This window comes from Bradyrhizobium sp. CSA207 (genome assembly GCF_029051685.1).
Classification (GTDB): Bacteria; Pseudomonadota; Alphaproteobacteria; order Rhizobiales; family Xanthobacteraceae; genus Bradyrhizobium.
Window position 1 is genome coordinate 1 of the sequence record NZ_JAACFT010000031.1, and the last position, 24,019, is coordinate 24,019.

The following is a 24,019-nucleotide window of genomic DNA, read 5'->3' on the forward strand; positions in this document are numbered from 1 at the left end:
GCAGTTCCGTGCGCTCGATCTCGACCGGCTGAAGGCGACCATGACGCAGCCGGTCGTCGTCGATCTCCGCAACATCTACCGCCCCGAGGACATGCAAGCCGCCGGCTTCGTCTATGAGAGCATCGGGCGGTCGCCGGTGCAGGGCTGATAGCGGCACATTATTGTCGATCGAAACTGTCATGGCCGGGCTTGTCCCGGCCATCCACGTCTGTTCTCTAGGCGGAAGACGTGGATGCCCGGCGCCTCCTGTGCGAAGACGCGCTTCGCGCCTTTGCCCGGGCATGACGAACGGATAGATACTTGCCCCGCAGCTTCGACACGCCCCTTCCGATCGATGCCGTGCTCGACGATCTCTCGCGCACGCTGGAGGCGCATAACGCCGCCGTGCTGGTGGCGCCTCCGGGCGCCGGCAAGACCACGCGGGTACCGCTGGCGCTGCTGGATGCGCCCTGGGCCAGGGACAAGAAGATCATCGTGCTGGAGCCGCGGCGCATCGCCGCGCGGGCCAGTGCCGATCGCATGGCCAAATCGCTTGGCGAGCGCGCCGGGGAGACCGTCGGCTACCGCGTTCGCTTCGGCTCAAAAATATCGCGCGCGACGCGCATCGAGGTGGTGACCGAAGGCATTTTTACCCGCCAGATCCTCGACGATCCCGAGCTCTCCGGCGTCGCCGCCGTCCTGTTCGACGAATTCCACGAACGTTCGCTCGACGCCGATCTCGGCCTCGCGCTGGCGCGCGACGCGCAACTGGGCCTGCGTGAGGATCTGCGCATTCTCGTGATGTCGGCAACGCTGGACGGCGCGCGTGTTGCCAGGCTGCTCGGCGAAGCGCCCGTCGTTGAAAGCGAGGGCCGTGCGTTTCCGGTCGAGACACGCTATCTCGGCCGCAAGGCGGACGTGCAGGTGGAACGGCAGATGGCGGATGCGATCGCCTCGGCCCTGCGCGCAGATAGCGGCTCGGTGCTGGCGTTCTTGCCGGGCGCCGCCGAAATCCGCCGCACACAGAATTTTCTCGCCGAGCGCGTGCAGGATGCGACCATCGAGATCGTACCGCTGTTCGGCGCGCTCGATGCCGCCGTGCAGGATCGCGCCATCGCGCCCGCGCCCAAGGGCACGCGCAAGGTGGTGCTGGCGACCTCGATCGCGGAGACCTCGCTCACCATCGAGGGCGTGCGCATCGTGGTCGATTGCGGCCTTGCCCGCGTGCCGCGCTACGAGCCCGACATCGGCCTGACGCGGCTCGAGACCGTGCGTGCCTCGCGCGCCGCAGTGGATCAGCGCCGGGGCCGCGCCGGCCGTACCGAGCCTGGCGTCTGCTACCGGCTCTGGGACGAGCCGCAGACGGCGTCGCTTGCGCCCTACACCCAGCCGGAGATCCTCAGCGCCGACCTGTCCTCGCTCGTGCTCGATCTCGCGCAATGGGGTGTGAGCGATCCGGCAGCGCTGTCGTTTCTCGATCCGCCGCCCCAGCCGGCCTGGAAAGAAGCCAAGAGCCTGCTCACTGAGCTCAATGCGCTCGATGGCGACGGCCGCATCACCGTGGAAGGCAAGAGCCTGCGCGCGCTGGCACTGCCGCCGCGGCTGGCGCGCATGATCGTGGATTCGCATCGCGCCGGCGCGGGCGAAGCCGCCGCCGAGATCGCTGCCATCCTCACCGAGCGCGGACTCGGCGGCGACAGCGCCGATCTCGAGCACAGGCGCGACCAGTTCCGCCGCGACCGCTCGCCGCGCGCGTCGAGCGCGCGCGACCTGGCGCGGCGCTGGGCTTCGCAGGTGGCTGCATCCGAGAAGATCAAGCCCGAGGAAGGTGAACTCTCCACCGGCCTGATGCTCGCCTACGCCTTTCCCGACCGCGTTGCCCGCAACCGCGGCAACGGCAGCTTCGTGCTCGCCAACGGCCGCGGCGCGGCAGTCGAGCAGACCTCGTCGCTCTCGCGCGCGCCCTACATCGCCGTTGGTGAAATGACGGGGACGGCCGCGAGCGGGCGCATTCTGCTCGCCGCGGCGATCGCGCAGGAGGATATCGAGCGGCATTTCGCCGAGCACATCGAAACCGTCGATGAGATATCGTTCGATCGCGGTGCGATGGCGCTGCGTGCGCGGCGAAAGCGCTCGCTGCACGCCATCACATTGTCCGAAACCACGCTCGCGCTGTCGCCCTCGGAGGAAACCGCGCGCATCCTTGCCGACGGACTGATTGCGGCAGGCCTCGATCGGTTGCCCTGGTCGAAAGCGGCCAGGCAATGGCGCGACCGGGTGATGTTCCTGCGCAGGGCGGAAGGCGATAGCTGGCCCGACCTGTCGGATGACGGGTTGATCGCGCGGCGCGACGATTGGCTGGTGCCGGCGCTCTACGACAAGATCGCGCTGAAGGATCTTTCCGCCGGCGATCTCTCCGATGCCCTGATGACGCTATTGCCGTGGGAGATGCGTGCCCGGCTCGAGCGCGAGGCGCCGACCCATTTCGAGGCGCCGACCGGCACCATGCTCGCGATCGACTACGAGGCCGAGCAGGGACCGACCATCGCGGTGCGGCTCCAGGAATTGTTCGGCCTCAACACCCATCCGTCGATCGCGGCCGGGAAGGTGCCGCTGGTGCTGGAATTGCTGTCGCCGGCGCAGCGCCCGGTGCAGGTGACGCGCGATCTTCCCGGGTTTTGGCGCGGCAGTTACAGCGCCGTTCGCTCCGACCTGCGCGGCCGCTATCCGCGCCATCCCTGGCCGGAAGATCCGGCAAGCGCGCTACCGACCCGGCGGGTCAAGCCGCGCGGGACGTGAGAAGTCACGAAGGCACATTAACCGTTCACTCATCCTTTTCGTCAAAATGGCACCGTCCTGGCCGCGGCTGCGCTCGCGGACAGGCGTGTGGCGTGTTGAAATCGAGCTTTCGGGCTCCGAGTGGTGTGATGCGTAACATAATGATCTTCGCGGCCATCATGATCGGGCTTGGCACCTTCATGGCGCAGATGGCGGACAAGATGAGCTCCGCCTCCGCAACATCAGCGCCCCGCACGACGGTCGCAGTTGCAACGACGGCGCCGGCCGGCAGCCGAAGCCTCAATATTGCCCGCGACGGCCGCGGTCATTTCCAGGCCGAGGGCCGGATCGAGGGCCAGCGCATCGGCTTCATGATCGACACCGGCGCCTCCGTGGTGGCGCTGAACGAGACCTCGGCCGCGCGTTTCGGCCTGCGTCCGTCGCGCCGCGAGTACAACGCCACGGTCTCCACCGCCAACGGCACCATCAAGGCCGCGCGCACCCGCATCGCCATGCTCGATGTCGGCGGCCTCGTCGTGCGCGATGTCGATGCCATGGTGCTGCCGGACGAGGCGCTGTCCGAGAACCTGCTCGGCCTCTCCTTCCTGTCCCGCCTGAAGCGTTTCGAATACGCCAACGGCCAGATGGTGCTGGAGCAGTAAGGCAGCTCTACAGGGGGCTGGTCAGGCCTCCCGCCGGCGCGGACGGCATGCTATATTCCGTCCATGAATAGTCCCGATGTCATAGCGATCCTGCGACAGTCCGAACCTGCTCTGCGCGAGCGGGGTGTCTTGCATGCCGCGTTGTTCGGTTCAGTGGCCCGGGGCGAAAATCACTCCGGCAGCGATGTCGATATCATGGTCGAGATCGATCCGAACGTGCGGATCACCGTCTTCGAATACGTCGAACTCAAGGAATATATTGCCAATCTTTTCGATAGTCCGGTGGATGTCGTCAACCGCGATGCATTGAAATCATACGTTGCTCCTGCTGCGATCGCCCAAGCCGTCTATGCCTTCTGATCGTACCGATGGAACGCTTCGAGATATCTTGCATCACATTGATTTGGCGACTCAGTTCGCCGTAGGTTTGGATCGCGAAGCTTTCACTTCAGATTTGAGGTCAGTATATGCGGTCACGCGATGCCTGGAGATTATCTCGGAAGCATCGCGCCGCCTCCCTGAGGAATTGAAGGCGAGGCATCCAGCGATCACGTGGAAGCAGATGGCGGCGGCCGGCAACGTCTACCGGCACGACTATGAAGATGTCGCTGCCCATTTCGTGTGGGAGACCGTTCAACGGGCCCTTCCACCTCTACGGGTGGTCATCGAGGAGGAGATTGCAGGCCTGGAGATTTAACCGGTCCTAGCCAGACATGTTGGTCTCTCTCCCGGCGGCGTTCCCCTGTTACCAAACTGCCGCAATTATAATCCATAAGCCTCCCTTCCCGCCTTCCGCTGCGGCCCGGCATTCGCTAAGGCTGCATGAAATCCTGCTCTTTTCATGAGATCGTCTCAATGTTCCCCAAGCCGAAATCCGTGTTGCTGCCCAACACCTATGCCTTCGAATCCGAGCCGATGGTGAAAGCGACCGGCTTTCGCGAATACGACGCGCGCTGGCTGTTCCAGAAAGAAATCAACCTGATGGGGGTGCAGGCGCTCGGCATGGGGCTGGGCGCGCTGATCGCCGAGCTTGGCGTCGGTCAGGAGATCGTCACGGGACATGATTTCCGCGGCTATTCGGCCTCGATCAAATACGCGCTGATTTCAGGCCTGATGGCTGCGGGGTGCAAGGTGCACGACATCGGGCTTGCGGTGACGCCGATGGCCTATTTCGCGCAGTTCGATCTCGACGTGCCCTGCTGTGCCATGGTCACGGCGTCGCATAACGACAATGGCTGGACCGGCGTGAAGATGGGGGCGAGCCGACCGCTGACGTTCGGCCCGGACGAGATGACGCGGCTGAAACAGATCGTGCTGGGCGCCGAGTTCAAGAACAAGGCCGGCGGCTCCTACCAGTTCCACGAGAATTATCCGGCCCGCTATATCGCCGATCTCACCAGCCGCCCGAAGCTGAAGCGCAAGCTCAAGGTGGTCGCGGCCTGCGGCAACGGCACCGCCGGCGCGTTCGCACCGCAGGTGCTGGAGGCGATCGGCTGCGAAGTGATCCCGCTCGACACCGAGCTCGACCACACGTTCCCGAAATACAATCCGAATCCGGAAGATATGGAGATGCTGCACGCGATCCGCGACGCGGTGCTGCAGCACAACGCCGATGTGGGCCTCGGCTTCGACGGCGACGGCGATCGCTGCGGTGTCGTCGACAACACCGGCGAGGAGATCTTTGCCGACAAGGTCGGCGTGATGCTGGCGCGCGACATGTCGGCGATCCACAAGGACGCGCAGTTCGTCGTCGACGTGAAGTCGACCGGCCTTTTTGTCACTGATCCGGTGCTGCAGAAGCAGGGCGCGAAGGTCGCCTATTGGAAAACGGGTCATTCCTACATGAAGCGCCGCACCAACGAGATGGGCGCGCTCGCGGGTTTCGAGAAGTCGGGCCACTTCTTCTTCAACAAGCCGTTCGGCCGCGGCTACGACGACGGCCTGGTCTCGGCGATCGCAATCTGCGACATGCTCGACCGCGCCCCCGGCAAGTCGATGGCCGACCTGAAGGACGCGCTGCCAAAAACCTGGTCGTCGCCGACCATGTCGCCGCATTGCGCCGACGAGGTCAAGTACGGCGTCATCGACGCCGTGGTGAAGCACTTCGAGGGCTTGCAGGCCAAGGGCTCCAAGATCGGCGGACAATCGATCCGCGATCTCGTCACGGTCAACGGCGTGCGCGTCACGGTCGAGGACGGAAGCTGGGGCCTGGTGCGCGCCTCCTCCAACAAGCCCGAGCTCGTCGTTGTCGTCGAGAGCCCGGTTTCCGAGCAGCGCATGCACGACATGTTCGAGATGGTGAACAGCGTGCTGCGCACGCATCCGGAAGTCGGCGAGTACAATCAGAAGATCTGAGGTGCGAGACGCCTGCATCCACCGCTGTCATCACCCGCGAAAGCGGGTGATCCAGTATTCCAGAGGCGGTTGTGATCGAGCGGAGGAGCCGCGGCGTACTGGATCGCCCGGTCAAGCCGGGCGATGACACCTTCTCTGTGGCGAGACGCGAGACCTACGCCGCCACCACCGCCGGAATCGGCAGCGCAGTGACCGACTTGATCTTCTCCATCGCGAAGCGCGAGGTGACGTTCTTGAGCGGCACCGCGCTGATCAGCTTCTTGTAGAACACGTCATAGGCCTGCATGTCCGCGACCACGACGCGCAGCATGTAGTCGACGTCGCCGGCCATGCGGTAGAACTCCATCACCTCGGGCATGGCGCTGACGGCCTCGGCGAACTTCTTGAGCCAGGCGTCGGAATGATCGGAGCTCTCGACCGAGACGAACACGGAGATGCCGAGCCCGATCTTGTTCTGGTCGACCAATGCCACCCGCCTCAGGATCACGCCGTCGGCCTCCAGGCGCTGGATGCGCTTCCAGCAGGGGGTGGAGGACAGCCCGACCCGGTCGCCGATTTCGGCAACGGACAGGGAGGCGTCCTCCTGGAGTACCATCAAGATCTTGCGGTCGATGGCGTCGAGGCGGCGGCTGGTCTCGGGGATCGGGACAGCGAGGTCAGTCATTTGAAGAACTTTGTTCCATTATGATGGCTACTTTCCGTCATATAGAGAAAATTCTTCTATCGCAAGCCTATATTCTTGGCGGGTGATCGCGCTCGACCTCTACCCGCTTCTGCAAAAACTCTTCAACTTCAATGCGTTGTGGGGCAGCCAGCCCACCGCCGTGGCGGCTGCATTTGAGCGCTGCGGCGGCCGCGGCGAATCGCAGCGCCTCGCGCAGATCATTGCCTTCGGCCAGGCGAACGCGACGCGGCCGCCAGGCTGAGCGATCGCGGCATTGAGTGCGTTGCCGCCGCAGATCTCGGCCAGATGGCTGGCATTTGCCTTGCTGCCGCGCTCGGGCACGGCCTCGACGCGAAAGGTGAGGTCGCGTACGGGGATGCCGATGCAGAGGATGCGCGGCGCGATCCCGGATGCCATCATCGGCGGCCTCGGCTCAAGCGCCGCTCTTGTCGTGCACCCAGCGGCCGAGCAGATGATGGGCGATGGCAAAGGGATGCGGGCCGGCGAGACCGTCCGGATGCGTCCGCGTCAGCATCAGGGCCGCCTCCTCGCGCGTGAACCAGCGCGCATCCTCCAGCTCCAGGTGATCGACGACGATGTCCTCGTTGAGCGCCCGCGCGCTGCAGCCGATCATCAGCGATGACGGATAGGGCCAGGGCTGCGTCATGTAATACTGCACGTCGGTGCAGCTTATGCCGGACTCTTCGAGAATCTCGCGGCGCACCGCATCCTCGATCGTCTCGGCGGCCTCGACGAAGCCCGCGAGGCAGGAATACATGCCAGGTGGAAACTGCTTCTGGCGGCCGAGCAGGCATTTTTCGCCGGACGCCACCAGCATGATCACGACCGGATCGGTGCGCGGAAAGTGCTCGGCCTTGCAAGCAGGGCACTCGCGCTTCCAGCCGCCTTCCTTCATCGCGCTGCGTGTGCCGCAATTGGCGCAATAGCCGTGGCGCTGGTGCCAGCTCACCATCGACTTCGCCATCGCGACCGCCGAGAGCTCGTCGGGACGGACCGCGCCCTGCATTGCCATGCCGCGCAGTTCGGTGAGGGTGTAGTCCTCGCGACCGACCAGCTTCTCGGCGGCGGCCTGCGACAGGCCCATGCCGAACATTGCGGCGCCGTCGCGCAGACCCAAGAAGATCGTGCCGGGATTGGCGCCGCATTTCAGCGCTTCGTCGATCGACAGCAGCGCACGCACTTTCTCGCCCTCGCGCCTCACCAGCAGCGAGTCGCGGTGGACGACATAGGCGCGCGATGACGCCTTTTGTTCCAGCGCGAACAGCTTTTCGTCATCGCGGCGCAGATGCGCGGCGCGATCGAGGACGTTGGTGACGAAGGCCGGCTGCCCCAGCGGAAACGAGTCGAATGCTGACATTTCTTGTTCTTTCAACCCAACCAGATCTTGCGGCGAAGCGCGCTGATGAAATTCTGCACCTCTGTGGCGTCATGCGGCAATGGCTTCATCACGCCCCAGACCGGCCGCGGCCAGGCGGCGTCACCGGTGCGGCGCGCGATGATGTGGACGTGAAGCTGCGGCACGAGGTTGCCGAGCGCCGCGATATTGAGCTTGTCGCATTTGGTGATCTCCTTCAGCGCGCGCGAGACGCGCGAGATCTCCGTCATCAGCTGCGCCTGCTGCACCTCGTCGAGATCGATGATCTCCACCGCGTCGGCGCGCCGCGGCACCAGTAGCAGCCAAGGGTAATTCGCGTCCTTGATGACCAGCACCTTCGACAACGGCAGGTCGCCGATGTCGATGGTGTCCTCTTTCAGGCGGGAGTGCAGCGACCAGGCGGAATCGGACATGAAGGTTTCCGGATGGCCCGATGGGATCGGGCATGGCGGGGCGGAACCCCTGAATATTTGCCCCGACCATACGATACGGAGTCCGATAGGGGAAGGATAAGGCTCCGCGGGGGCGGCATGCTCTGTTGTCGTCCCAGGGAGAAGTTTGGCGAAAGCTCGTAGTGAAGAGTCTTCCCGCGGTACGACCACCTGCGCCTATCGAGAGATCACGCGGTATGGGTCCCGGCCTTCGCCGGGACGACAGCGAACTTGTGGCGTGTCCTTACGCCTCCGCCAGCACCCGCGCATTGGCGCGGATCGAAGCTTCGCTGACGCGGATGCCGAGGCCGGGACCATCGGGCACCACGACATGGCCGGCGCGGTTGGCGACGCGCTCTTCCAGCACGTCCTCTGTCAGCACATGGTGCGGCATGTAGAATTCGCAGCCGAGCGAGATGCCGGGTGTTGCTGCGATCAGCTGCGTGCCGGCGGCCAGCCCAACGCCGCCCTCCCACAGCGTGCCGCCATAGCCGGGCAGGCCGGCGACGTCGGCGATCGCCATGATCGCCTGGGCCTCGAACAGGCCGCCGGCCTTCATCAGCTTGATCGAGACCGCATCGGCGGCCTCGCGGCGCACCACCTCCATCATGTCGCGGCGGTCGAAGCAGCTTTCGTCGGCGAGCACCGGCGTCTCCAGCGCAGCGGTCAGCTGCGCCATGACGTCGAGATATTTGCGCGGCACCGGCTGCTCGATGAAGGTCGGCGCGAACTGCTCGACGTCGCGCAAAATCTTGATGGCGCCGAACGGTGCCAGCGCCTGGTTGTAGTCGACGCGCAGATCGACCTTGTCGCCGAATTCCTTCCGGATCGCTTCGAGATGATCGAGATCCTCGCGATGCGGCTTCACGCCGGTCTTGACCTTGTAGATGACGTTGCCGTCCGGAACCATCTTTCGCATGCGCTCCAGATCGGCGGCGAAATCGGGATCGGCAATCGAGAACGACAGCGGGATCGTGTCGCGCACGCGGCCGCCGAGGAGGTCGGCGACCGAAAGCCCCGAGGACTTGCCGACGATGTCGAGCAGTGCCATCTCGATCGCGACCTTGGCCTCGGCCTGTCCGACCAGCGCGCAGTCGAGCTCGGCCATCAGTGCGCGGATGCGGCGCACCGGCTTGCCGAGCACGATTCCGCGCAGATAGATGTCGAGTGCGGAGAACGCCGCTTCCGGCGTTCCCGTGAACACCTCCCAAGGCGCCGCCTCGCCCCAGCCGACGATGCCGTCGCTGGCGGTGAGCTCGATCAGCACGCGCTTGACCGTGCCCTTGACGTTGCCGACGCCCTGGAGGCGCGCCATCTTGATCGGGCTCTCGATCAAGAACAGCCTGATGCGTTCGACGGTCGCTTCGGTCATGTCAGGCCTCCATTGACGTGCCAGACCTGGCCGGTGACGTAGGACGCTTTTGGCGACGCCAGGAAAGCGATGATCTCGGCCACTTCGTCCGGCCGTCCGCGGCGGCGCATCGGGATCAGCGCCTCCGTTGCCGCGATCTGCTCCGGCGAGAGCCGGCTCTCGCTCGGTCTGTCCTTGACGATGAGGCCCGGCGAAACCGCATTCACGGTGATGCCGTCTTTGGCAAGCTCGACCGCGGTCAGTCGCACCAGCGCTTCCAGCGCGGAACGGCTCGCGGCCGTCGCCGCGAACGGTGCGAACTCTGGCCGGATCGCGTGCGCTACGAATGACGACACCGCCACGATCCGTGCGTCGCGGCCGGCACGCAGCAACGGAAGCGCGGCGTCGACCAGCCGTGTGAAGGCCAGCGCCGATTCATCCATCGCGCGGCGGAACTCGTCCGCCGGCGTGCCGATCGCGCTGCCGCGGCGGGCATGGCCGCCAACCAGGATCAATCCATCGAGCCGGCCGAAGGCGCGCTCTGCGGCGGCGACGGCATCGCTGGCCGCGGCCTCCTCGGCGAGATCGCCGAGGCATTTTGCCACCACGGCGCCTTGCGCTTCGGCCTCAGCCGCGGTGGTCTCGAGACCGGCCGCGTTGGAGCGCGTGTGCAGAACGAGCCCGATGCCGGGCGCCGCGAGCAGCTTCGCGGTGGCGCGGCCGATGCCGCTGGCGGCGCCGGTGACGAGATAAACGCGATTGATATCGGACATCACGATGCCGTTGTGGCCGGCGGCAATGCGCCGGTGCGGTGGAAATGGCTGAGGAAGGCGCGCGTCGCAGCTTTCTGCGGATTGTCAATCACCTGCCGCGCCGGACCTTCCTCAACGACGACGCCGTCGCGCATGAAGATGAGGCGGTCGGCGACCTCGCGGGCGAAGGCGATTTCGTGGGTCACGATCACCATGGTCATGCCTTCGGATGCGAGGCGCTGCATCACGGCGAGGACCTCGCCGACGAGCTCGGGATCGAGCGCGGAGGTCGCTTCATCAAACAGCATCACGTCCGGCTCCATCGCAAGCGCCCGTGCAATCGCAACGCGCTGCTTCTGGCCGCCGGACAATGTCGCAGGATATTGGTCGGCCTTCTCTGCAAGGCCCACCTTCGCAAGTTGCGCGCGTGCGAGCGTCTCGGCGTCCGTCTTGGCCATGCGCCGCACCGTGACCGGTCCCTCCATCACGTTCTGGAGCGCCGTCATGTGCGGGAACAGGTTGAAGTGCTGAAACACCATGCCGGTGGTGGCGCGGAATTTCGCCAGCGTCTTGAGGTCCGGCAGCTTCGTGCCCGCACCGAACGCGAAGCGCGTGTCACCGACGCGGACGCTGCCGCCATCAGGCGTCACCAGCAGATTGATGCAGCGGAGCAGCGTCGATTTGCCCGAGCCTGACGGGCCGATCAGCGCCACCACGCCGCCCTTGGCGACGTCGAGACTGATGGTCTTCAAGACCTCGTTGCTGCCAAAACTCTTGCGCAGGCCGCGGATCTCGATCTTCGAGGCGTTCTTGGAGGCGTTCCTGGAGGTCTCGCTCATTCGCCGACCGCCAGTCGCTTCTCGCCGCGCCGGACGAGGATGGTCAGGGGAATCAGGATCGCCGCATAGGCGACCGCCACTGCCGTGTAGGTTTCCAGCGGCCGGTAGCTGTCATGGGCGGCGACCTGGCTCTGGTAGACCAGATCGGGCACCGCCAGCACCGAGACCAGCGAGGTGTTCTTGAACTGGATGATCGACTGGTTCGTCAGCGCCGGGATCATGCGCTTGATCGCCTGCGGCAGCACGATGCGCCGCATGGCCTGGATAGGGGTCATGCCGAGCGCGGCGCCGGCTTCGGACTGGCCGCTGTCGATCGAGACGATGCCGCCGCGGATGATCTCCGAATAAAACGAGCCGCCATAGAGCGAGAGCGCCAGCGCCGAGGCCGTGATCGGCGTCATTTCGACCCCGGCCAGGATCGGCAGCGCGTAATAGAACCAGATCAGCTGCACCAGGATCGGCGTGCAGCGGAACGCCTCGATGAAGGTGAGCGCGACCAGACGTACTGCTCGGAAGCGCGACAAGGTGCCGAACGCGCCGAACAGGCCGAACACCAGTCCAAGCACCACGATGACCACAGTGAAGCCGACGGTGACGCCGAGCCCGTTGAGAAAGAGCCAGCGATAGCTCCAGAGAATGCCGAAGTCCCACTGATACATGCGTGCTTAACTCAGTCGGCAGAAAGCTGGGAACAGACGCGCGGCGTTCTCGCTGCACCTCTCCCGCTTGCGGGAGAGGTCGGCGCGAAGCGCCGGGTGAGGGCTCTATCCACTCGGGGAGTCTCCCTGGCGGAGGCACCCTCACCCCAACCCTCTCCCGCAAGCGGGAGAGGGAGCGCACCGCGCCTTGGGGATCGAGCTCGACCCAAACTCATCACACCTTACAAGGACACGCCCGGCGGAATGTCCGCCTCGGTCACGCCCACCAGCTCCATATTCGTGATGATGGCGTTGCGGATGAAGCCGAGGCCCTTGTTGAAGTCGATCCAGGTGTTGACGTAGTCGCGCCAGGTCTTGTCGGTTTCGCGGCGGAAGCCGGCGTTCGACGTGGTGGCGAAGATCGGGGTGGGCAGCACGAACTGACCGAGCGAGGGGTTCTTCTTCAGCACCGTCAGCGACAGCATGGTGATCAGGCACTGCGCGTCGACGCGGCCGGTCTGGAGTGCGGCGGTGGCGTCGTCGGCGCTCTTCAGCCGGGTGATCTGCGCCTTCGGCGTCAGGCGGCTGACCACCTGGTCGTGGGAGGAGCCCTGGTCGACGGCGATCTTGACGTCGGGCGAGTTCAGCTCGACCCAGCTCTTCGGCTTGAAGTCCTTCTTGCAGAGAATGCCGAAGGCGTTGTTGAAGACCGGCACCGAGAAGTCGATCACCAGCGCGCGCTTCGGGGTCGGGTTGAGGCCGAAGAAGATGTCGATCTTGTTGGACTGCAGATCGAGTACCGAATTGCCCCAGGTGGTCTCGGTGATGTCGAGCTCGGCCTCCATGTCGTCGGCCAGCGCCTTGGAGATGTCGACGTAAAAGCCCTTCCACTGGCCGCTGGCGAGATCCTTCATGTAATAGGGCGCGCCGCCGCCGACTGCGCCGATCCGCATCTTCTTGGTGCGGCGGATGCGGGCAAAGGTCGATTCGTTCGGAACGGCCGCCTGGGCCACGGCCGGGGACGCCAGCGCGCCCGCAGTCGCCGCGCCAATGGCGCCAAGTCCGACAATCGATGCAACATCACGACGTGTAACCATTGGGATCAATCGCTTTTCTGGTTGGATGAGTTCCGGCAGCGTTCATACCAAGGTGGCCCTATCAGCGAAAGCACAGCCTATCGGCTGGGCAAACCGGAAATTGCCCGGATGCTGGGCAAGCCCAAGCCAAGGCTGTCCGTTCGAGCCGATCCCCGCTTGCTTTCCGGCCCTTTTGGCCCCAAATAGGGACCGGGAGATTGGCGGTGGACGAGCCACTCGCCAACCGGGTCAGGTCCGGAAGGAAGCAGCCCTAACGAGGTCCGGATCGGGTCGCTCGTCAGTCTCCTACCTGTTTTTTCGAGCGAATTGCGCCGGCGGCAAAAGCCGCCAGCGCGCTCCTTTCCGCAAACGCCGGCCGAAAGACATTCCATTGCGGATCGACCGATGACCGACGCTGGCGCCCCTCCCAATTCCGATAGCGCAAGCCAAGCTGGCTTTGGGCTTGGCGCGCAAGCCGGCACGCCGTACCGGGTCCTGGCCCGCAAATATCGCCCCTCCAGCTTCGACGATCTGATCGGCCAGGAGGCCGTGGTCCGCACCGTCTCCAACGCGTTCGAGACCGGGCGCATCCCGCAGGCCTGGATCCTCACCGGCGTCCGCGGGGTCGGCAAGACCACCACCGCGCGCATCCTGGCCCGTGCACTCAACTACGAGATGCCGGATGGCTCGGTGAAGGGCCCGACAGTCCAGATGCCGACACTCGGCGTGCATTGCCAGGCGATCATGGAAAGCCGGCACATGGACGTGCTGGAGATGGACGCGGCCTCGCATACCGGCGTCGACGACGTCCGCCAGATCAATGACAGCGTGCGCTATGCGCCGGCCAGCGCCCGCTACAAGGTCTATATCATCGACGAAGTCCACATGCTGTCGACGGCGGCGTTCAACGCCTTCCTGAAGACCCTGGAGGAACCGCCGGAGCACGCCAAGTTCGTGTTCGCCACGACGGAGATCCGCAAGGTTCCGGTCACGGTGCTGTCGCGCTGCCAGCGTTTTGACTTGCGCCGCGTCGAGGCCGACGTGCTGATGAAGCACCTCGCCAATATCGCCGCGAAAGAGAGCGTCGAGATCGAGCCGGAAGCGCTCGGCATCATCGCGCGCGCCGCGGAAGGTTCTGTGCGTGATTCGCTGTCGCTGCTCGACCAGGCGATCGCGCACGCGGCGGGCACCGTAAAGGCCGATGCCGTGCGGCAGATGCTGGGGCTAGCCGACCGCACCCGCGTGATCGATCTGTTCGATTCGCTGGCGCGCGGCGACATTGCGGCCGCCTTCAAGGAGTTCCGCGACCAGTACGACGTCGGCGCCGATCCCATCGTCGTGCTCTCGGATCTCGCCGAATTCGTCAACTTCGTCACCCGCGTCAAGATCGTGCCGGCGACCGCCGACAACGTTGCCTATGGCGAGACCGAACGGCTGCGCGCGCGCGACTTTGCGTCGAAGATCTCGATGCGCGTGCTGTCGCGGATGTGGCAGATGCTGCTCAAGGGCATCACCGAGGTGCAGGCCGCGACGCGCCCCGCCGCGGCAGCCGAGATGGTGCTGGTGCGCATCGCCTATGTCGCCGACCTGCCGACGCCGGACGAAGCGATCCGGATGCTGGAGCAGAACGGCGGCGGCTCGCTGGTTGCGAATGGCGGCGGTGCTGCGCGCAACGCGGCGGCAGCACCTGTTGCCTCGGCAGCGCCGGTGCGCGCGCCGACCTCCTCGCCGCCATCGTTCGGCGGCGGTGCCCGGCCGCAGATGGCCGCGCCCGCGCCGGATCCCCAAGGCGCAGCACCCGTGCTGCATGTAACGAGCTTCACCCAGCTCGTCGCGCTGGCGGGGCAGAAGCGCGATCTGATGACCAAGGGCGCGCTCGAATCTGACATGCGGCTGGTTCGTTTCGAGGAGGGCCGGCTGGAAGTCGCGCTCGAGCCCAACGCCTCCAAGACCATGATCTCGGACCTGGCGCGCAAGTTCGAGCTCTGGACCGGCCGGCGCTGGACCGTGATCGTCTCCAACGAGCCGGGCCAGCCGACGCTGCGCTCGGTGAACCAGGCTGCCAAGCAGGCGCATGCGCGTACCGCCGAGGCCGATCCGCGCGTCCAGGAGGTGCTATTGCGCTTCCCCGGAGCCAAGGTCGTCGAGGTCCGCAGGCTTGCCCCGGAGGTGCCGGAAACCGATATAAATGCCGACTATGGCAGTGACGATCCGCTCGACGGTTCCGACGGCGACGATCTCTAGAGCCCATCCAAGGACACGCACCGATGGCTGATTTTCTCGGCATGATGAAGCAGGCGGCGCAGCTGCAATCCAAGATGCAGGCGATGCAGGACGAGCTCGGCAATGTCGAGGTCGAGGGCATCTCCGGCGGCGGTCTGGTCGCCGTGCGCATGACCGCGAAAATGGACGTGAAGGGCGTCAAGATCGATCCTTCGCTGATGAAGGTGGAAGAGCGCGAAGTGCTCGAGGATCTGCTGGTCACCGCGCTCGGTGACGCCCGTCGCAAGGCCGAAGCCGCGATGCAGGAGAAGATGCAGTCGCTCACCGGCGGGCTCGGCCTGCCGCCGGGGCTGTTCGGCCAATAATTATGGGCGCGGTTGCAGGTCCCGAGATTGAGCGGCTGGTTCAGCTCCTCGCCAGGCTGCCGGGCCTCGGTCCGCGCTCCGCGCGGCGCGCGGCCCTGCATCTGATCAAGAAGCGCGAGGCGCTGATGATGCCGCTGTCGGGTGCCTTGCAGGTTGCGCTCGAGAAGGTCCAGGTCTGCAAGACCTGCGGCAATATCGATACCCAAAATCCCTGCACGGTCTGCCTCGATCCGCGGCGCGATCCCTCGATCATCGTCGTCGTCGCCGACGTCGCCGATCTCTGGGCGCTGGAGCGGGCCAACGCGACGCAGGGCCGCTATCATGTGCTGGGGGCGACGTTGTCGCCGCTCGACGGCGTCGGCCCGCAGGATCTCACCATCGACGCGCTGGTCGCCCGCGCGCATGATGCGCAGGTGCACGAAATCATCCTGGCGCTGAATGCGACGGTCGACGGCCAGACCACGGCGCATTACATCACCGACCTGCTTCAGGACGCCAACGTAAAAGTAACGCGCCTCGCCCATGGTGTGCCGGTCGGCGGCGAGCTTGATTATCTCGATGAAGGTACGCTGTCGGCCGCGATGCGGCAGCGGACCCTGTTCTAGCCCTCCTACAGACTCACGGAACGGACGACATGACGAAACGATTCGCCACTCGATTGGCTTTGGTCGCGACGATGACGGTGCTGGTGACCCCGGCCATCTCCGCGCAGCAGAGCGATGACGCGGCTCCGCCGCCGCCAAAGCCCGGCAAGCCGATCAACACCGGCGACGTGCTCTCGGGCGAGCTGAACGCGATGAAAGTGCGCGACGTCAAGAACGGCGGCAAGAAGGTTGCGACCTACCAGATCACCTCCGAGCCGCGCCGGCTGCCGCCGCCGAACGGGCTGTGCAATCTCGAGACCGGCCCCGAGACTTTCCAGCTCGTTCCCAATGGCGACACGCAGGCCGCGCAGTTGAAGACGTTCGCCGGCAAGGAGATCTCGGTCAAGGTCGACGAAGTCGCCTGCGCCAGCGACCCCGGCCAGATGAGCGAAGCCGTGATCACGAAGTGGAGCATCATCAAGAAGCAGTAGGGGGCTACACTCTCCTCGTCATTGCGAGGAGCTCTTGCGACGAAGCAATCCAGACTGTTTCCACGGAAAGATTTCTGGATTGCTTCGCTTCGCTCGCAATGACGTGGTAAGAGCGTCGGCCTAAACCCTTACCGGCCCCAGCGCCTCGAAATGCCCGCGCTTCTGCAGCCAACTGAGCAGCATCAGGCTCGGGATCGCCACCAGCACGCAGATCACGAAGAACAGCGGCCAGCCGGTCGCCTTGGCGACATAGCCGGCCACCGATGACAGATAGGTGCGTCCCACGGCCGCGAGCGCGGTGAGCAGCGCGTATTGTGTCGCCGTATGCAGCGGGTTCTGGCACAGCGCGGAGAGATAGGCGACGAAGATCACAGTGCCGATGGCGCTGGTGAAGTTCTCGCAGGTGATGGCGAAGGCGAGCGCCCATTGGCTGGTGCCGACGAAAGCCAGCCAGGAGAAGGAGAGGTTGGCGAGCGCCTGCACCACGCCGCCGATCCAAAGGCTGGTCGAAAGCGAATAGCGCCGCGCAACGAAACCGCCGGCGAAGCCGCCGATCAGCGTGGCGGCCAAGCCGACGCCCTTCACGATCGCCGCGTAATCGTTACGCGAAAAGCCGAGATCGATCACGAACGGCGCGGTCATGGTGCCTGAGAACGCGTCGGTGAACTTGAACAGCACCACGAAGGCCAGCGCCGCGAGCGCGTCCTTGCGCGACAGGAATTCCGAGAAGGCGCCGATCGCGGCGTGCAGCACGCGTGCGAACGCCGTCTCGGCTTTCGTCGCCGCCTCGGCCCGCGCCGATTGCTCGGGCTCGGTTGCGGCCAGCGCCGTGATCGTCCCGATCAGCACCATGGCCGCCATCACCACATAGCCCCACATCCAGGCCGATGTGCGCGCAATGCCGGTGCCCTCGAAGCCGGAGACGATGAACAGCGCGCCCGCGGTCGAGACCAGCATGCCGATGCGATAGGCCGCGACATAGGACGCCATGCCGGCGGCCTGCTCGCTCTCGGGCAGGCTCTCGACGCGGAAGGCGTCGACCACGATGTCCTGCGTCGACGAGGCCGTCGCGACCAGCAGCGCGCCGAGCGCGACATAGAACGGCGATCGCGCCGGATCGGTCAGCGCCAGCAGCAGGATCGCGACGATCAGCAGCAATTGCGAGAACAGCAGCCAGCCGCGTCGGCGGCCGAACGCGCGGGTGAACAGCGGCACATGCAGCGCGTCCACCAGCGGCGCCCACAAAAATTTCAGCGTGTACGGCGTGCCGACCAGCGCGAACAGCCCGATAGTGCCGAGATCGACGCCGGATTCCCGCATCCACACCAGCAGCGTCGATCCCGACAGCGCCAGCGGCAGCCCGGAGGAGAAACCGAGGAACAGCACGATCAGCACCCGCGGCTGCAGGTAGACGGCAAGGCTGTCACGCCAGGACGCGGTTGGGGTGTCGGTGCCGGCGGGGGAAGTTGCGTCGGGTGCGGTCATGGGCGGGTGTTAGCAGATTCTGGCGTAAAAGACTCTCGCCACTGTCCGTGGGGCAGAAGTCGGTGCCCTCCCTCAGTGTCATCGTCCGCGAAGGCGGACGATCCAGTAATCACCAGCGTTTCGGTCTAATCATGACCGCCGCGGCGTACTGGATGCCCCGCCTGCCGCCTACGCTAAAGCTTCGGCGTCCCTAGCCCTAAACCCCGGCGAAGCCTTGGCGTAGCCGGGTCGCGGGGCATGACAGCGTCATGGCGGCCCGGCTATTTCGTGATAGAGATCATCCCAATTGGGATTTTGCTGTTCGATCAATCGCACCTTCCAAGCGCGATTCCACTTCTTCAACCGCTTCTCCCGCTTGATCGCGTTCTCGGGGTCATCGAACTTCTCGAAATAGACAAGCCGAGCGACGTCGTATTTTTCTGTGAAGCTCTCAATCAGCTTCGATTTGTGTTCCGCAACCCGGCGGATGAGATCATTGGTCACGCCGATATAGAGGGTGCCGCCGATCTTGCTGGCTAGGATGTAGACGTAGTAGCAGCGTGCGCCCATCTACCGCATCCCCTCGCTGTCATCGTCCGCCTTGTGCGCAATTGCGCACTGGGGCGGACGATCCAGTACTCACCAGCGTCTCGTTCAGTTACACCTGCCGCGGCGTACTGGATGCCCCGCCTTCGCGGGGCATGACATCACATGAAATCACTCCCCCGCCTGGAGTTTCCTCGGGAACAGCTCGGCGGCGCTGGTTGCCACCAGATGCGGGGCTTCGGGCGCGTCGGTCTTGCTGAAATCGAGTTCTTCGATTCGCCCGGCGCGCTTCTCGATCTTGTCGGCGGAGATCAGGACCTGGCGGACGTCCTCGTTGGCGTCGGCAAAATGCTTCTGCAATTTCAGCACGCGGTCGCGCAGGCGGCCGAGGTCGTCGCCGAGCTTGATCACCTCGGTGCGGATCTGGTCGGCGGCGTCGCGCATGCGCGCGTCCTTCATGATCTGCTGCATCACCTGGATCGCGAGCATCAAGAGCGAGGGCGACACCAGCACCACGCGGGCGCGATAGGCCTTCTGGATCACGTCGTCGAAGCCGTCGTGGATCTCGGCGTAGACCGATTCCGACGGCACGAACATCAGCGCCATCTCCTGGGTCTCGCCGGCGACGAGATATTTCTCGGCGATGTCGCTGACATGCTTCATCACGTCGCCGCGCAGCCGCTGCGTGGCGATGCGCCGCTCCTCGTCGGTGCGGGCGTCGTGCAGCGCGGTCATCGCTTCCAGCGGAAATTTTGCGTCGATGCAGAGCGGCCGCTGGTCGGGCAGGAAAACGACGCAGTCCGGCCGCTTGCCCGTCGACAGCGTGAACTGGAATTCGTAGGCGCCCTTCGGCAGGCCGTCCTGGACGATCGCCTCCATCCGCGCCTGGCCGAAGGCGCCGCGCGACTGCTTGTTGGCGAGCACGTCGCGCAAGGTCGTGACCTGGGTGGTGAGGTCGGTGAGGTTCTTGTGCGCGCTGTCGATGATGCCGAGCCGCTCGTGCAGCGCGCGCAGGCTCTCCATGGTGTTGCGGGTCGAATGTTCCATGGACTGGCCGACCCGGTGGGTCACCGAATCTAGCCGCTCGTTGACCGCGCGCGCCATGTCGGCCTGGCGGCCGGCCAGCGCCTGGGTCATGGCATCGACCCGGCCCGAGGCTTCGCTCTGGGCGTGCAGCATCTGGCTGACGCGCTCCTCAAGCTCGTCGGCGCGGATGGCGTTGGCCATCGCGAGTTCCGCGCCGCGCCGCGAGGAGCGGGCAATCACGACAGCGATGACCGCGAGCAGGATGAGGACGAGCGCTCCGAAGCCGAGCAGCGCGTCGATGGTGCGCACCGGCCAGTCGCCGAGCATGAAGATGATTTCGTTCATGGCCGCCTTTTAGCCGATTCGGCGGTATCCGCGAACGAATAGCGAACATTTATGGTAAATAGCCCCCTAATTTTTATGGTTAACGAAGCCCTAAGTTTTATGGTTAGCAGACCGTTAACGGAGTTCCTCGCCGCATTGACCGCATCGGGCGCGCGGCTTAAATCGCGGCCATGGCCCTCAGAGAAATCATCATCCTGCCCGACAGGCAGCTGCGTCTGGTCTCCAAGCCGATCGAGAAGGTCACGCCGGAGATCCGCAAGCTTGCCGACGACATGCTCGAGACCATGTACGATGCGCCCGGCATCGGGCTGGCGGCGATCCAGGTCGCGCAGCCGCTGCGGCTCATCACCATGGATCTCGCCAAGCGCGACGAGAACGGCGAGACCAAGCCGGAGCCGCGCGTCTTCATCAATCCGGAAATTCTCTCCTCGTCCGAGGAGCTCTCGGTCTATGAGGAAGGCTGCCTGTCGATCCCCGAATATTACGAGGAGGTCGAACGTCCCGCCAAGGTCCGCGTGCGCTTCACCGATCTCGACGGCAGGGTGCACGAGGAGGACGCCGAAGGCATCTACGCCACCTGCATCCAGCACGAGATCGATCATCTCAACGGCGTGCTGTTCGTCGACTATCTGTCCAAGCTCAAGCGCGACCGCGTGCTGAAGAAGTTCGAGAAAGCCGCCAGGCGCGGGGAGTGAGTGATTAGTAGCCAAGCACTCCGCTCTGCTCCCTCCCCCCTTGTGGGGGAGGGCAGGGGAGGGGGGTAGCCCAGCAAAAGGTGCTCGTCGTTTCGCGAGCGCCAGCAACAAGGCGTCTGCATCGCTCGCGCTCAAGCCGAGAGAGCGCATCGTGTGGCACCCCCCTCCCTAGCCCTCCCCCACAAGGGGGGAGGGAACGTATCGAGTTCATGTCATGCCCCTTCGCCTCATCTTCATGGGCACGCCCGATTTCTCCGTGCCGACGCTGCTCGAGCTGGTCGCGCATGGCCACGAGATCGTGGCTGTCTACACCCGTGCGCCGAAGCCGGGCGGGCGGCGCGGGCTGCAATTGCAGCCAACGCCGGTCGAGGAGGCCGCGCGAAGACTCGGCGTGCCCGTGCTGACGCCGAAGACGCTGAAGACACAGGAAGCCCTCGACGAATTTCGCGCGTTCGATGCCGATGCCGCGGTTGTCGTCGCCTACGGCATGATCCTGCCGCAGGCGATCCTCGATGCGCCGAAGCTCGGCTGCTACAATCTGCACGCCTCGCTGTTGCCGCGCTGGCGCGGTGCTGCGCCGATCAACCGCGCCATCATGGCCGGCGACGCCGAGAGCGGCGTCATGGTGATGAAGATGGATGTCGGGCTCGATACCGGCGACATCGCGATGGCCGAGCGCATCGCGATCACGGACAGCATGACCGCGATCGATCTGCACGACCGCCTGTCCCGGCTCGGCGCCGATTTGATGGTGCGCGCCATGGCGGCGCTCGACCGCGGCGCCCTTCAGCTTAAAAAGCAGAGCGAGGCCGGCGTCACCTATGCCGCCAAGATCGACAAGGCCGAGGCGCGGATCGACTGGACCAGGCCCGCGCGCGACGTGCTGCGCCACATCCACGGCCTGTCGCCGTTTCCCGGCGCCTGGAGCGAGCTCGCGGATGTCAGCGAAAATGCGCGCGTGAAAATCCTGCGCTGCGAGCTGGCGAGGGGATCCGGCACGCCGGGTGCAGTGCTCGACGATCACCTCACCATTGCCTGCGGCGAGGGCGCGATCCGCATTCTCGAGCTGCAGCGCGAAGGCAAGGCGCGCATGCAGGCCACCAACTTCCTGCGCGGTGTGCCGGTGAAGGCGGGTGCCAAATTCACCTGACGCTGTCATACCCCGCGATGGCGGGGTATCCAGTACGCCGAGACTTCTCGGTCGAACGGATCGGCCGCGGCGTACTGGATCGCCCGGTCAAGCCGGGCGATGACGGCAGAATTGGAAACCATGCCCCGCTACAAGCTCACCATCGAATATGACGGCGCGCCGTTCTTCGGCTGGCAGGTGCAGGAGACGCTGCCTTCGGTGCAGGGCGCGCTCGAAGCTGCGGTGAAGGCGATGACTGGCGCGGATGCGCGTGTGCATGGCGCCGGCCGCACCGACGCCGGTGTGCACGCGCTCGGCCAGGTCGCGCATGTCGACATCGAGAAGCAGTTTCCGCAGGGCCGTTTTCGCGACGGATTGAACGCGCATTTGCGCCCCGCTCCGATCGCGGTGCTCGAGGCCGAGATCGTGCCTGATGGCTTCGAGGCGCGCTTCTCGGCGGTGAAGCGCCATTACCGCTATCGCATCGTCAACACCCGCGCCAATCTCGCCCTCGATATCGGCCACGCCTGGCGCGTGCCGCGCCGGCTCGACGCCGAGGCGATGCATGCGGCGGCAAAGCGCCTGCTTGGCAGGCACGATTTCACCACGTTCCGCGACACCGAGTGCCAGGCCAAGTCGCCGGAGAAGACGCTCGATCAGCTCGACGTGCTGCGCGACGGCCGCGAGGTGACGATCCTCACCTCGGCGCGCTCCTTCCTGCACAGCCAGGTCCGCTCGATGGTCGGCTCGCTGGTCTGGGTCGGCGAAGGCCGCTGGACGGCGGACGATCTCACCGCAGCCCTGCAAGCCCGCAACCGCGCCGCCTGCGGCATCGTCGCTCCGCCGGACGGACTGTATCTGGTGAAGGTGGATTATTAGGAGCGCGTGAGGCGGATGCTCTCGCCCCGCCTGCTACTGTCATTCCCCGCGAAGGCGGGGAATCCAGTACGCCGCGGCCTCTCGGCTCAATCATTGCCGTCTCTGGAATACTGGATCGCCCGGTCAATGCCGGGCGATGACAGCGGGGTGGGAGGCGACGACGGAGCGTAAGGCCAGGGGCCTACCCAAAATACCTCTGCAATATCCCCCGATACACCTGCGTCAGCTTCTCCAAATCCGCCACCGGCACGCGCTCGTCGATCTGGTGCATGGTCTGGCCGACCAGGCCGAACTCGATCACGGGGCAGTAGCTGGAAATGAAGCGCGCGTCCGACGTGCCGCCGCTCGTTGACAGCTCCGGCTTGCGGCCCGTCACTTCCTCGATCGCGGCGACCGCAAGCTCGGTGAACGGGCCGGGCTTGGTGACGAACACGTTGGAGTTCGACGGCTCCCAGACGATGCGGGCGCGGATGCGGTTGCCGCAGGCCTTTGTCAACCGCGTCTCGACCAGCTCGCGCAGGCTCGCCTGGGTGTGGTTATCATTGTAGCGGATGTTGAATTTCGCGCGGGCCTGGCCGGGGATGACGTTGTAGGCGCTGTTGCCGACGTCGACCGAGGTGAATTCGAGATTGGAGGCCTGGAACGCCGCGCTGCCATGGTCGAGCGGCTCGTCACTGATCGCCACGATCAACCGGGAAATATCCGGCACTGGATTTGACGCGCGGTGCGGATAGGCGACGTGGCCCTGCACGCCGTCGACATAGAGCGTGCCGGATTGCGAGCCGCGGCGACCGACCTTGATGGTGTCGCCGAGCGACTCGACATTGGAGGGCTCGCCCAGCACGCAATGGTCGAATTTCTCGCCGCGCTCGGCGGCCCACTTCAACAGTTTGATGGTGCCGTTGATGGAGACGTCTTCCTCGTCGCCGGTGATCAGGAACGAAATCGAGCCCTTGCCGTCGCTGCGCGGCTTGCCACCGTTGGCGGCGAGATGCTCCAGCACCGCGGCGACCGAGCAGGCGATGCCGCCCTTCATGTCGACCGCGCCACGGCCGTGCAGAAAACCGTCCCGGACCTCACCGGAGAACGCGCCGACGCTCCAGGCGCTCTCGTCGCCGGGCGGCACCACGTCGGTATGCCCGGCAAAGGTGATGTGCGGCCCGTCAGTGCCGATCCGCGCATAGAGATTGTCGACGTCGGCCGTGCCGGGCTCCGAGAACGTCACGCGATGGCAAACGAAGCCAGCTTCGCTCAGGGCTTTTTCAAGCACACCCAGCGCACCGGCATCGGCCGGGGTTACCGAGGGGCAGCGGATGAGATCGCGGGCAATGGACAGAGCATCGGTCATGCG

Annotated in this window: 24 protein-coding genes, 1 other RNA gene and 2 pseudogenes; 14 read left to right on the forward strand and 13 right to left on the reverse strand. The window is 65.2% G+C overall.

The window, feature by feature from the left end; genetic code table 11:
* The 6 genes and pseudogenes from GWG65_RS29620 to GWG65_RS29645 form a co-directional block, all read left to right on the forward strand.
* A pseudogene (locus GWG65_RS29620) lies at positions 1-148 on the forward strand (UDP-glucose 6-dehydrogenase); the annotation flags it as partial.
* Between the two features lie 152 nt (positions 149-300).
* Positions 301-2,778: an ATP-dependent helicase HrpB gene (hrpB, locus tag GWG65_RS29625; RefSeq protein ID WP_275199045.1), complete on the forward strand. Its 2,478-nt coding sequence runs from the start codon at positions 301-303 to the stop codon at positions 2,776-2,778.
* Positions 2,779-2,906: 128 nt separating this feature from the next.
* On the forward strand, positions 2,907-3,419 hold the full coding sequence (locus GWG65_RS29630) for a TIGR02281 family clan AA aspartic protease (protein WP_275199046.1): 513 nt from the start codon (positions 2,907-2,909) through the stop codon (positions 3,417-3,419).
* Between the two features lie 63 nt (positions 3,420-3,482).
* Entirely contained in the window at positions 3,483-3,779 is a 297-nt protein-coding gene (locus GWG65_RS29635; protein WP_275199047.1) for a nucleotidyltransferase family protein, read from the forward strand.
* A 28-nt stretch (positions 3,780-3,807) separates the two neighbouring features.
* Positions 3,808-4,116 carry a HepT-like ribonuclease domain-containing protein gene (locus GWG65_RS29640; protein ID WP_342760679.1) on the forward strand — a complete coding sequence of 103 codons (309 nt, stop codon included), beginning with the start codon at positions 3,808-3,810 and terminating at the stop codon, positions 4,114-4,116.
* Positions 4,117-4,274: 158 nt separating this feature from the next.
* Complete coding sequence (locus GWG65_RS29645) at positions 4,275-5,774, forward strand: phosphomannomutase/phosphoglucomutase (protein ID WP_275199049.1); 1,500 nt, start codon at positions 4,275-4,277, stop codon at positions 5,772-5,774.
* Positions 5,775-5,928: 154 nt separating this feature from the next.
* Here the strand turns inward: GWG65_RS29645 and GWG65_RS29650 are convergent, their stop codons facing one another.
* From GWG65_RS29650 to GWG65_RS29690, 9 genes and pseudogenes are all read right to left on the reverse strand, one after another.
* Entirely contained in the window at positions 5,929-6,438 is a 510-nt protein-coding gene (locus GWG65_RS29650) for an Lrp/AsnC family transcriptional regulator (protein ID WP_275199050.1), read from the reverse strand.
* Between the two features lie 234 nt (positions 6,439-6,672).
* Positions 6,673-6,858, reverse strand: a pseudogene (locus GWG65_RS29655) (sugar kinase); the annotation flags it as partial.
* A 13-nt stretch (positions 6,859-6,871) separates the two neighbouring features.
* Complete coding sequence (gene nudC, locus GWG65_RS29660) at positions 6,872-7,816, reverse strand: NAD(+) diphosphatase (protein ID WP_275199051.1); 945 nt, start codon at positions 7,814-7,816, stop codon at positions 6,872-6,874.
* Positions 7,817-7,827: 11 nt separating this feature from the next.
* Entirely contained in the window at positions 7,828-8,247 is a 420-nt protein-coding gene (locus tag GWG65_RS29665) for an HIT family protein (protein WP_275199052.1), read from the reverse strand.
* A 262-nt stretch (positions 8,248-8,509) separates the two neighbouring features.
* The gene (locus GWG65_RS29670) at positions 8,510-9,637 is read right to left on the reverse strand and encodes a muconate cycloisomerase family protein (protein WP_275199053.1); all 1,128 of its coding nucleotides are present in this window, start codon (positions 9,635-9,637) and stop codon (positions 8,510-8,512) included.
* Entirely contained in the window at positions 9,634-10,389 is a 756-nt protein-coding gene (locus GWG65_RS29675; protein WP_275199054.1) for an SDR family oxidoreductase, read from the reverse strand. Before GWG65_RS29675 ends, GWG65_RS29670 begins: the two co-directional genes overlap by 4 nt.
* Entirely contained in the window at positions 10,389-11,207 is an 819-nt protein-coding gene (locus GWG65_RS29680) for an amino acid ABC transporter ATP-binding protein (RefSeq protein WP_275199055.1), read from the reverse strand. Before GWG65_RS29680 ends, GWG65_RS29675 begins: the two co-directional genes overlap by 1 nt.
* The gene (locus tag GWG65_RS29685; protein ID WP_275199056.1) at positions 11,204-11,866 is read right to left on the reverse strand and encodes an amino acid ABC transporter permease; all 663 of its coding nucleotides are present in this window, start codon (positions 11,864-11,866) and stop codon (positions 11,204-11,206) included. Before GWG65_RS29685 ends, GWG65_RS29680 begins: the two co-directional genes overlap by 4 nt.
* A 221-nt stretch (positions 11,867-12,087) precedes the next feature.
* Complete coding sequence (locus GWG65_RS29690) at positions 12,088-12,942, reverse strand: transporter substrate-binding domain-containing protein (RefSeq protein ID WP_275199057.1); 855 nt, start codon at positions 12,940-12,942, stop codon at positions 12,088-12,090.
* Between the two features lie 192 nt (positions 12,943-13,134).
* Between GWG65_RS29690 and ffs the strand changes: the two genes are divergently transcribed.
* The 5 genes from ffs to GWG65_RS29715 all read left to right on the forward strand — a co-directional run bounded on the left by ffs (position 13,135) and on the right by GWG65_RS29715 (position 16,584).
* Positions 13,135-13,231, forward strand: an RNA gene (gene ffs, locus GWG65_RS29695) — signal recognition particle sRNA small type.
* Between the two features lie 95 nt (positions 13,232-13,326).
* Entirely contained in the window at positions 13,327-15,165 is a 1,839-nt protein-coding gene (locus GWG65_RS29700; RefSeq protein WP_275199058.1) for a DNA polymerase III subunit gamma/tau, read from the forward strand.
* A 23-nt stretch (positions 15,166-15,188) separates the two neighbouring features.
* Positions 15,189-15,509 carry a YbaB/EbfC family nucleoid-associated protein gene (locus GWG65_RS29705; RefSeq protein ID WP_275199059.1) on the forward strand — a complete coding sequence of 107 codons (321 nt, stop codon included), beginning with the start codon at positions 15,189-15,191 and terminating at the stop codon, positions 15,507-15,509.
* Complete coding sequence (gene recR / locus GWG65_RS29710) at positions 15,509-16,114, forward strand: recombination mediator RecR (protein WP_275199127.1); 606 nt, start codon at positions 15,509-15,511, stop codon at positions 16,112-16,114. The genes GWG65_RS29705 and recR overlap by 1 nt, the downstream gene beginning before the upstream one ends.
* Before the next feature lie 29 nt (positions 16,115-16,143).
* Positions 16,144-16,584 (forward strand): hypothetical protein, encoded by a 441-nt coding sequence (locus GWG65_RS29715; protein ID WP_275199060.1) that lies wholly within the window; start codon positions 16,144-16,146, stop codon positions 16,582-16,584.
* 120 nt (positions 16,585-16,704) lie between these two features.
* Here the strand turns inward: GWG65_RS29715 and GWG65_RS29720 are convergent, their stop codons facing one another.
* The 3 genes from GWG65_RS29720 to rmuC all read right to left on the reverse strand — a co-directional run bounded on the left by GWG65_RS29720 (position 16,705) and on the right by rmuC (position 19,965).
* On the reverse strand, positions 16,705-18,069 hold the full coding sequence (locus GWG65_RS29720; RefSeq protein ID WP_275199061.1) for an MFS transporter: 1,365 nt from the start codon (positions 18,067-18,069) through the stop codon (positions 16,705-16,707).
* Between the two features lie 246 nt (positions 18,070-18,315).
* The gene (locus GWG65_RS29725; protein WP_275199062.1) at positions 18,316-18,618 is read right to left on the reverse strand and encodes a GIY-YIG nuclease family protein; all 303 of its coding nucleotides are present in this window, start codon (positions 18,616-18,618) and stop codon (positions 18,316-18,318) included.
* 147 nt (positions 18,619-18,765) lie between these two features.
* Entirely contained in the window at positions 18,766-19,965 is a 1,200-nt protein-coding gene (gene rmuC, locus GWG65_RS29730; protein WP_275199063.1) for a DNA recombination protein RmuC, read from the reverse strand.
* 170 nt (positions 19,966-20,135) lie between these two features.
* On the opposite strand from rmuC, the gene def reads away from it, so the two are divergent.
* The 3 genes from def (at position 20,136) to truA (ending at position 22,668) form a co-directional block, all read left to right on the forward strand.
* Positions 20,136-20,660, forward strand: a complete 525-nt coding sequence (gene def, locus GWG65_RS29735; RefSeq protein ID WP_275199064.1) for a peptide deformylase — start codon at positions 20,136-20,138, stop codon at positions 20,658-20,660.
* 214 nt (positions 20,661-20,874) lie between these two features.
* Positions 20,875-21,810 (forward strand): methionyl-tRNA formyltransferase, encoded by a 936-nt coding sequence (fmt, locus tag GWG65_RS29740; protein ID WP_275199065.1) that lies wholly within the window; start codon positions 20,875-20,877, stop codon positions 21,808-21,810.
* A 120-nt stretch (positions 21,811-21,930) separates the two neighbouring features.
* Complete coding sequence (truA, locus tag GWG65_RS29745; protein WP_275199066.1) at positions 21,931-22,668, forward strand: tRNA pseudouridine(38-40) synthase TruA; 738 nt, start codon at positions 21,931-21,933, stop codon at positions 22,666-22,668.
* 181 nt (positions 22,669-22,849) lie between these two features.
* Here the strand turns inward: truA and dapE are convergent, their stop codons facing one another.
* Entirely contained in the window at positions 22,850-24,016 is a 1,167-nt protein-coding gene (gene dapE, locus GWG65_RS29750) for a succinyl-diaminopimelate desuccinylase (protein WP_275199067.1), read from the reverse strand.
* Positions 24,017-24,019 lie beyond the last annotated feature (3 nt).

Excerpts from the sequence above, each read along its gene's own strand:
- GWG65_RS29630 (WP_275199046.1), top strand. The coding sequence starts at position 2,907 with ATGCGTAACATAATGATCTTCGCGGCCATCATGATCGGGCTTGGCACC.
- GWG65_RS29635 (WP_275199047.1), top strand. The coding sequence starts at position 3,483 with ATGAATAGTCCCGATGTCATAGCGATCCTGCGACAGTCCGAACCTGCT.
- GWG65_RS29645 (WP_275199049.1), top strand. The coding sequence starts at position 4,275 with ATGTTCCCCAAGCCGAAATCCGTGTTGCTGCCCAACACCTATGCCTTC.
- GWG65_RS29650 (WP_275199050.1), bottom strand. The coding sequence starts at position 6,438 with ATGACTGACCTCGCTGTCCCGATCCCCGAGACCAGCCGCCGCCTCGAC.
- nudC (WP_275199051.1), bottom strand. The coding sequence starts at position 7,816 with ATGTCAGCATTCGACTCGTTTCCGCTGGGGCAGCCGGCCTTCGTCACC.
- GWG65_RS29665 (WP_275199052.1), bottom strand. The coding sequence starts at position 8,247 with ATGTCCGATTCCGCCTGGTCGCTGCACTCCCGCCTGAAAGAGGACACC.
- GWG65_RS29670 (WP_275199053.1), bottom strand. The coding sequence starts at position 9,637 with ATGACCGAAGCGACCGTCGAACGCATCAGGCTGTTCTTGATCGAGAGC.
- GWG65_RS29675 (WP_275199054.1), bottom strand. The coding sequence starts at position 10,389 with ATGTCCGATATCAATCGCGTTTATCTCGTCACCGGCGCCGCCAGCGGC.
- GWG65_RS29680 (WP_275199055.1), bottom strand. The coding sequence starts at position 11,207 with ATGAGCGAGACCTCCAGGAACGCCTCCAAGAACGCCTCGAAGATCGAG.
- GWG65_RS29685 (WP_275199056.1), bottom strand. The coding sequence starts at position 11,866 with ATGTATCAGTGGGACTTCGGCATTCTCTGGAGCTATCGCTGGCTCTTT.
- GWG65_RS29690 (WP_275199057.1), bottom strand. The coding sequence starts at position 12,942 with ATGGTTACACGTCGTGATGTTGCATCGATTGTCGGACTTGGCGCCATT.
- GWG65_RS29700 (WP_275199058.1), top strand. The coding sequence starts at position 13,327 with ATGACCGACGCTGGCGCCCCTCCCAATTCCGATAGCGCAAGCCAAGCT.
- GWG65_RS29705 (WP_275199059.1), top strand. The coding sequence starts at position 15,189 with ATGGCTGATTTTCTCGGCATGATGAAGCAGGCGGCGCAGCTGCAATCC.
- GWG65_RS29715 (WP_275199060.1), top strand. The coding sequence starts at position 16,144 with ATGACGAAACGATTCGCCACTCGATTGGCTTTGGTCGCGACGATGACG.
- GWG65_RS29720 (WP_275199061.1), bottom strand. The coding sequence starts at position 18,069 with ATGACCGCACCCGACGCAACTTCCCCCGCCGGCACCGACACCCCAACC.
- GWG65_RS29725 (WP_275199062.1), bottom strand. The coding sequence starts at position 18,618 with ATGGGCGCACGCTGCTACTACGTCTACATCCTAGCCAGCAAGATCGGC.
- rmuC (WP_275199063.1), bottom strand. The coding sequence starts at position 19,965 with ATGAACGAAATCATCTTCATGCTCGGCGACTGGCCGGTGCGCACCATC.
- def (WP_275199064.1), top strand. The coding sequence starts at position 20,136 with ATGGCCCTCAGAGAAATCATCATCCTGCCCGACAGGCAGCTGCGTCTG.
- fmt (WP_275199065.1), top strand. The coding sequence starts at position 20,875 with ATGCCCCTTCGCCTCATCTTCATGGGCACGCCCGATTTCTCCGTGCCG.
- truA (WP_275199066.1), top strand. The coding sequence starts at position 21,931 with ATGCCCCGCTACAAGCTCACCATCGAATATGACGGCGCGCCGTTCTTC.
- dapE (WP_275199067.1), bottom strand. The coding sequence starts at position 24,016 with ATGACCGATGCTCTGTCCATTGCCCGCGATCTCATCCGCTGCCCCTCG.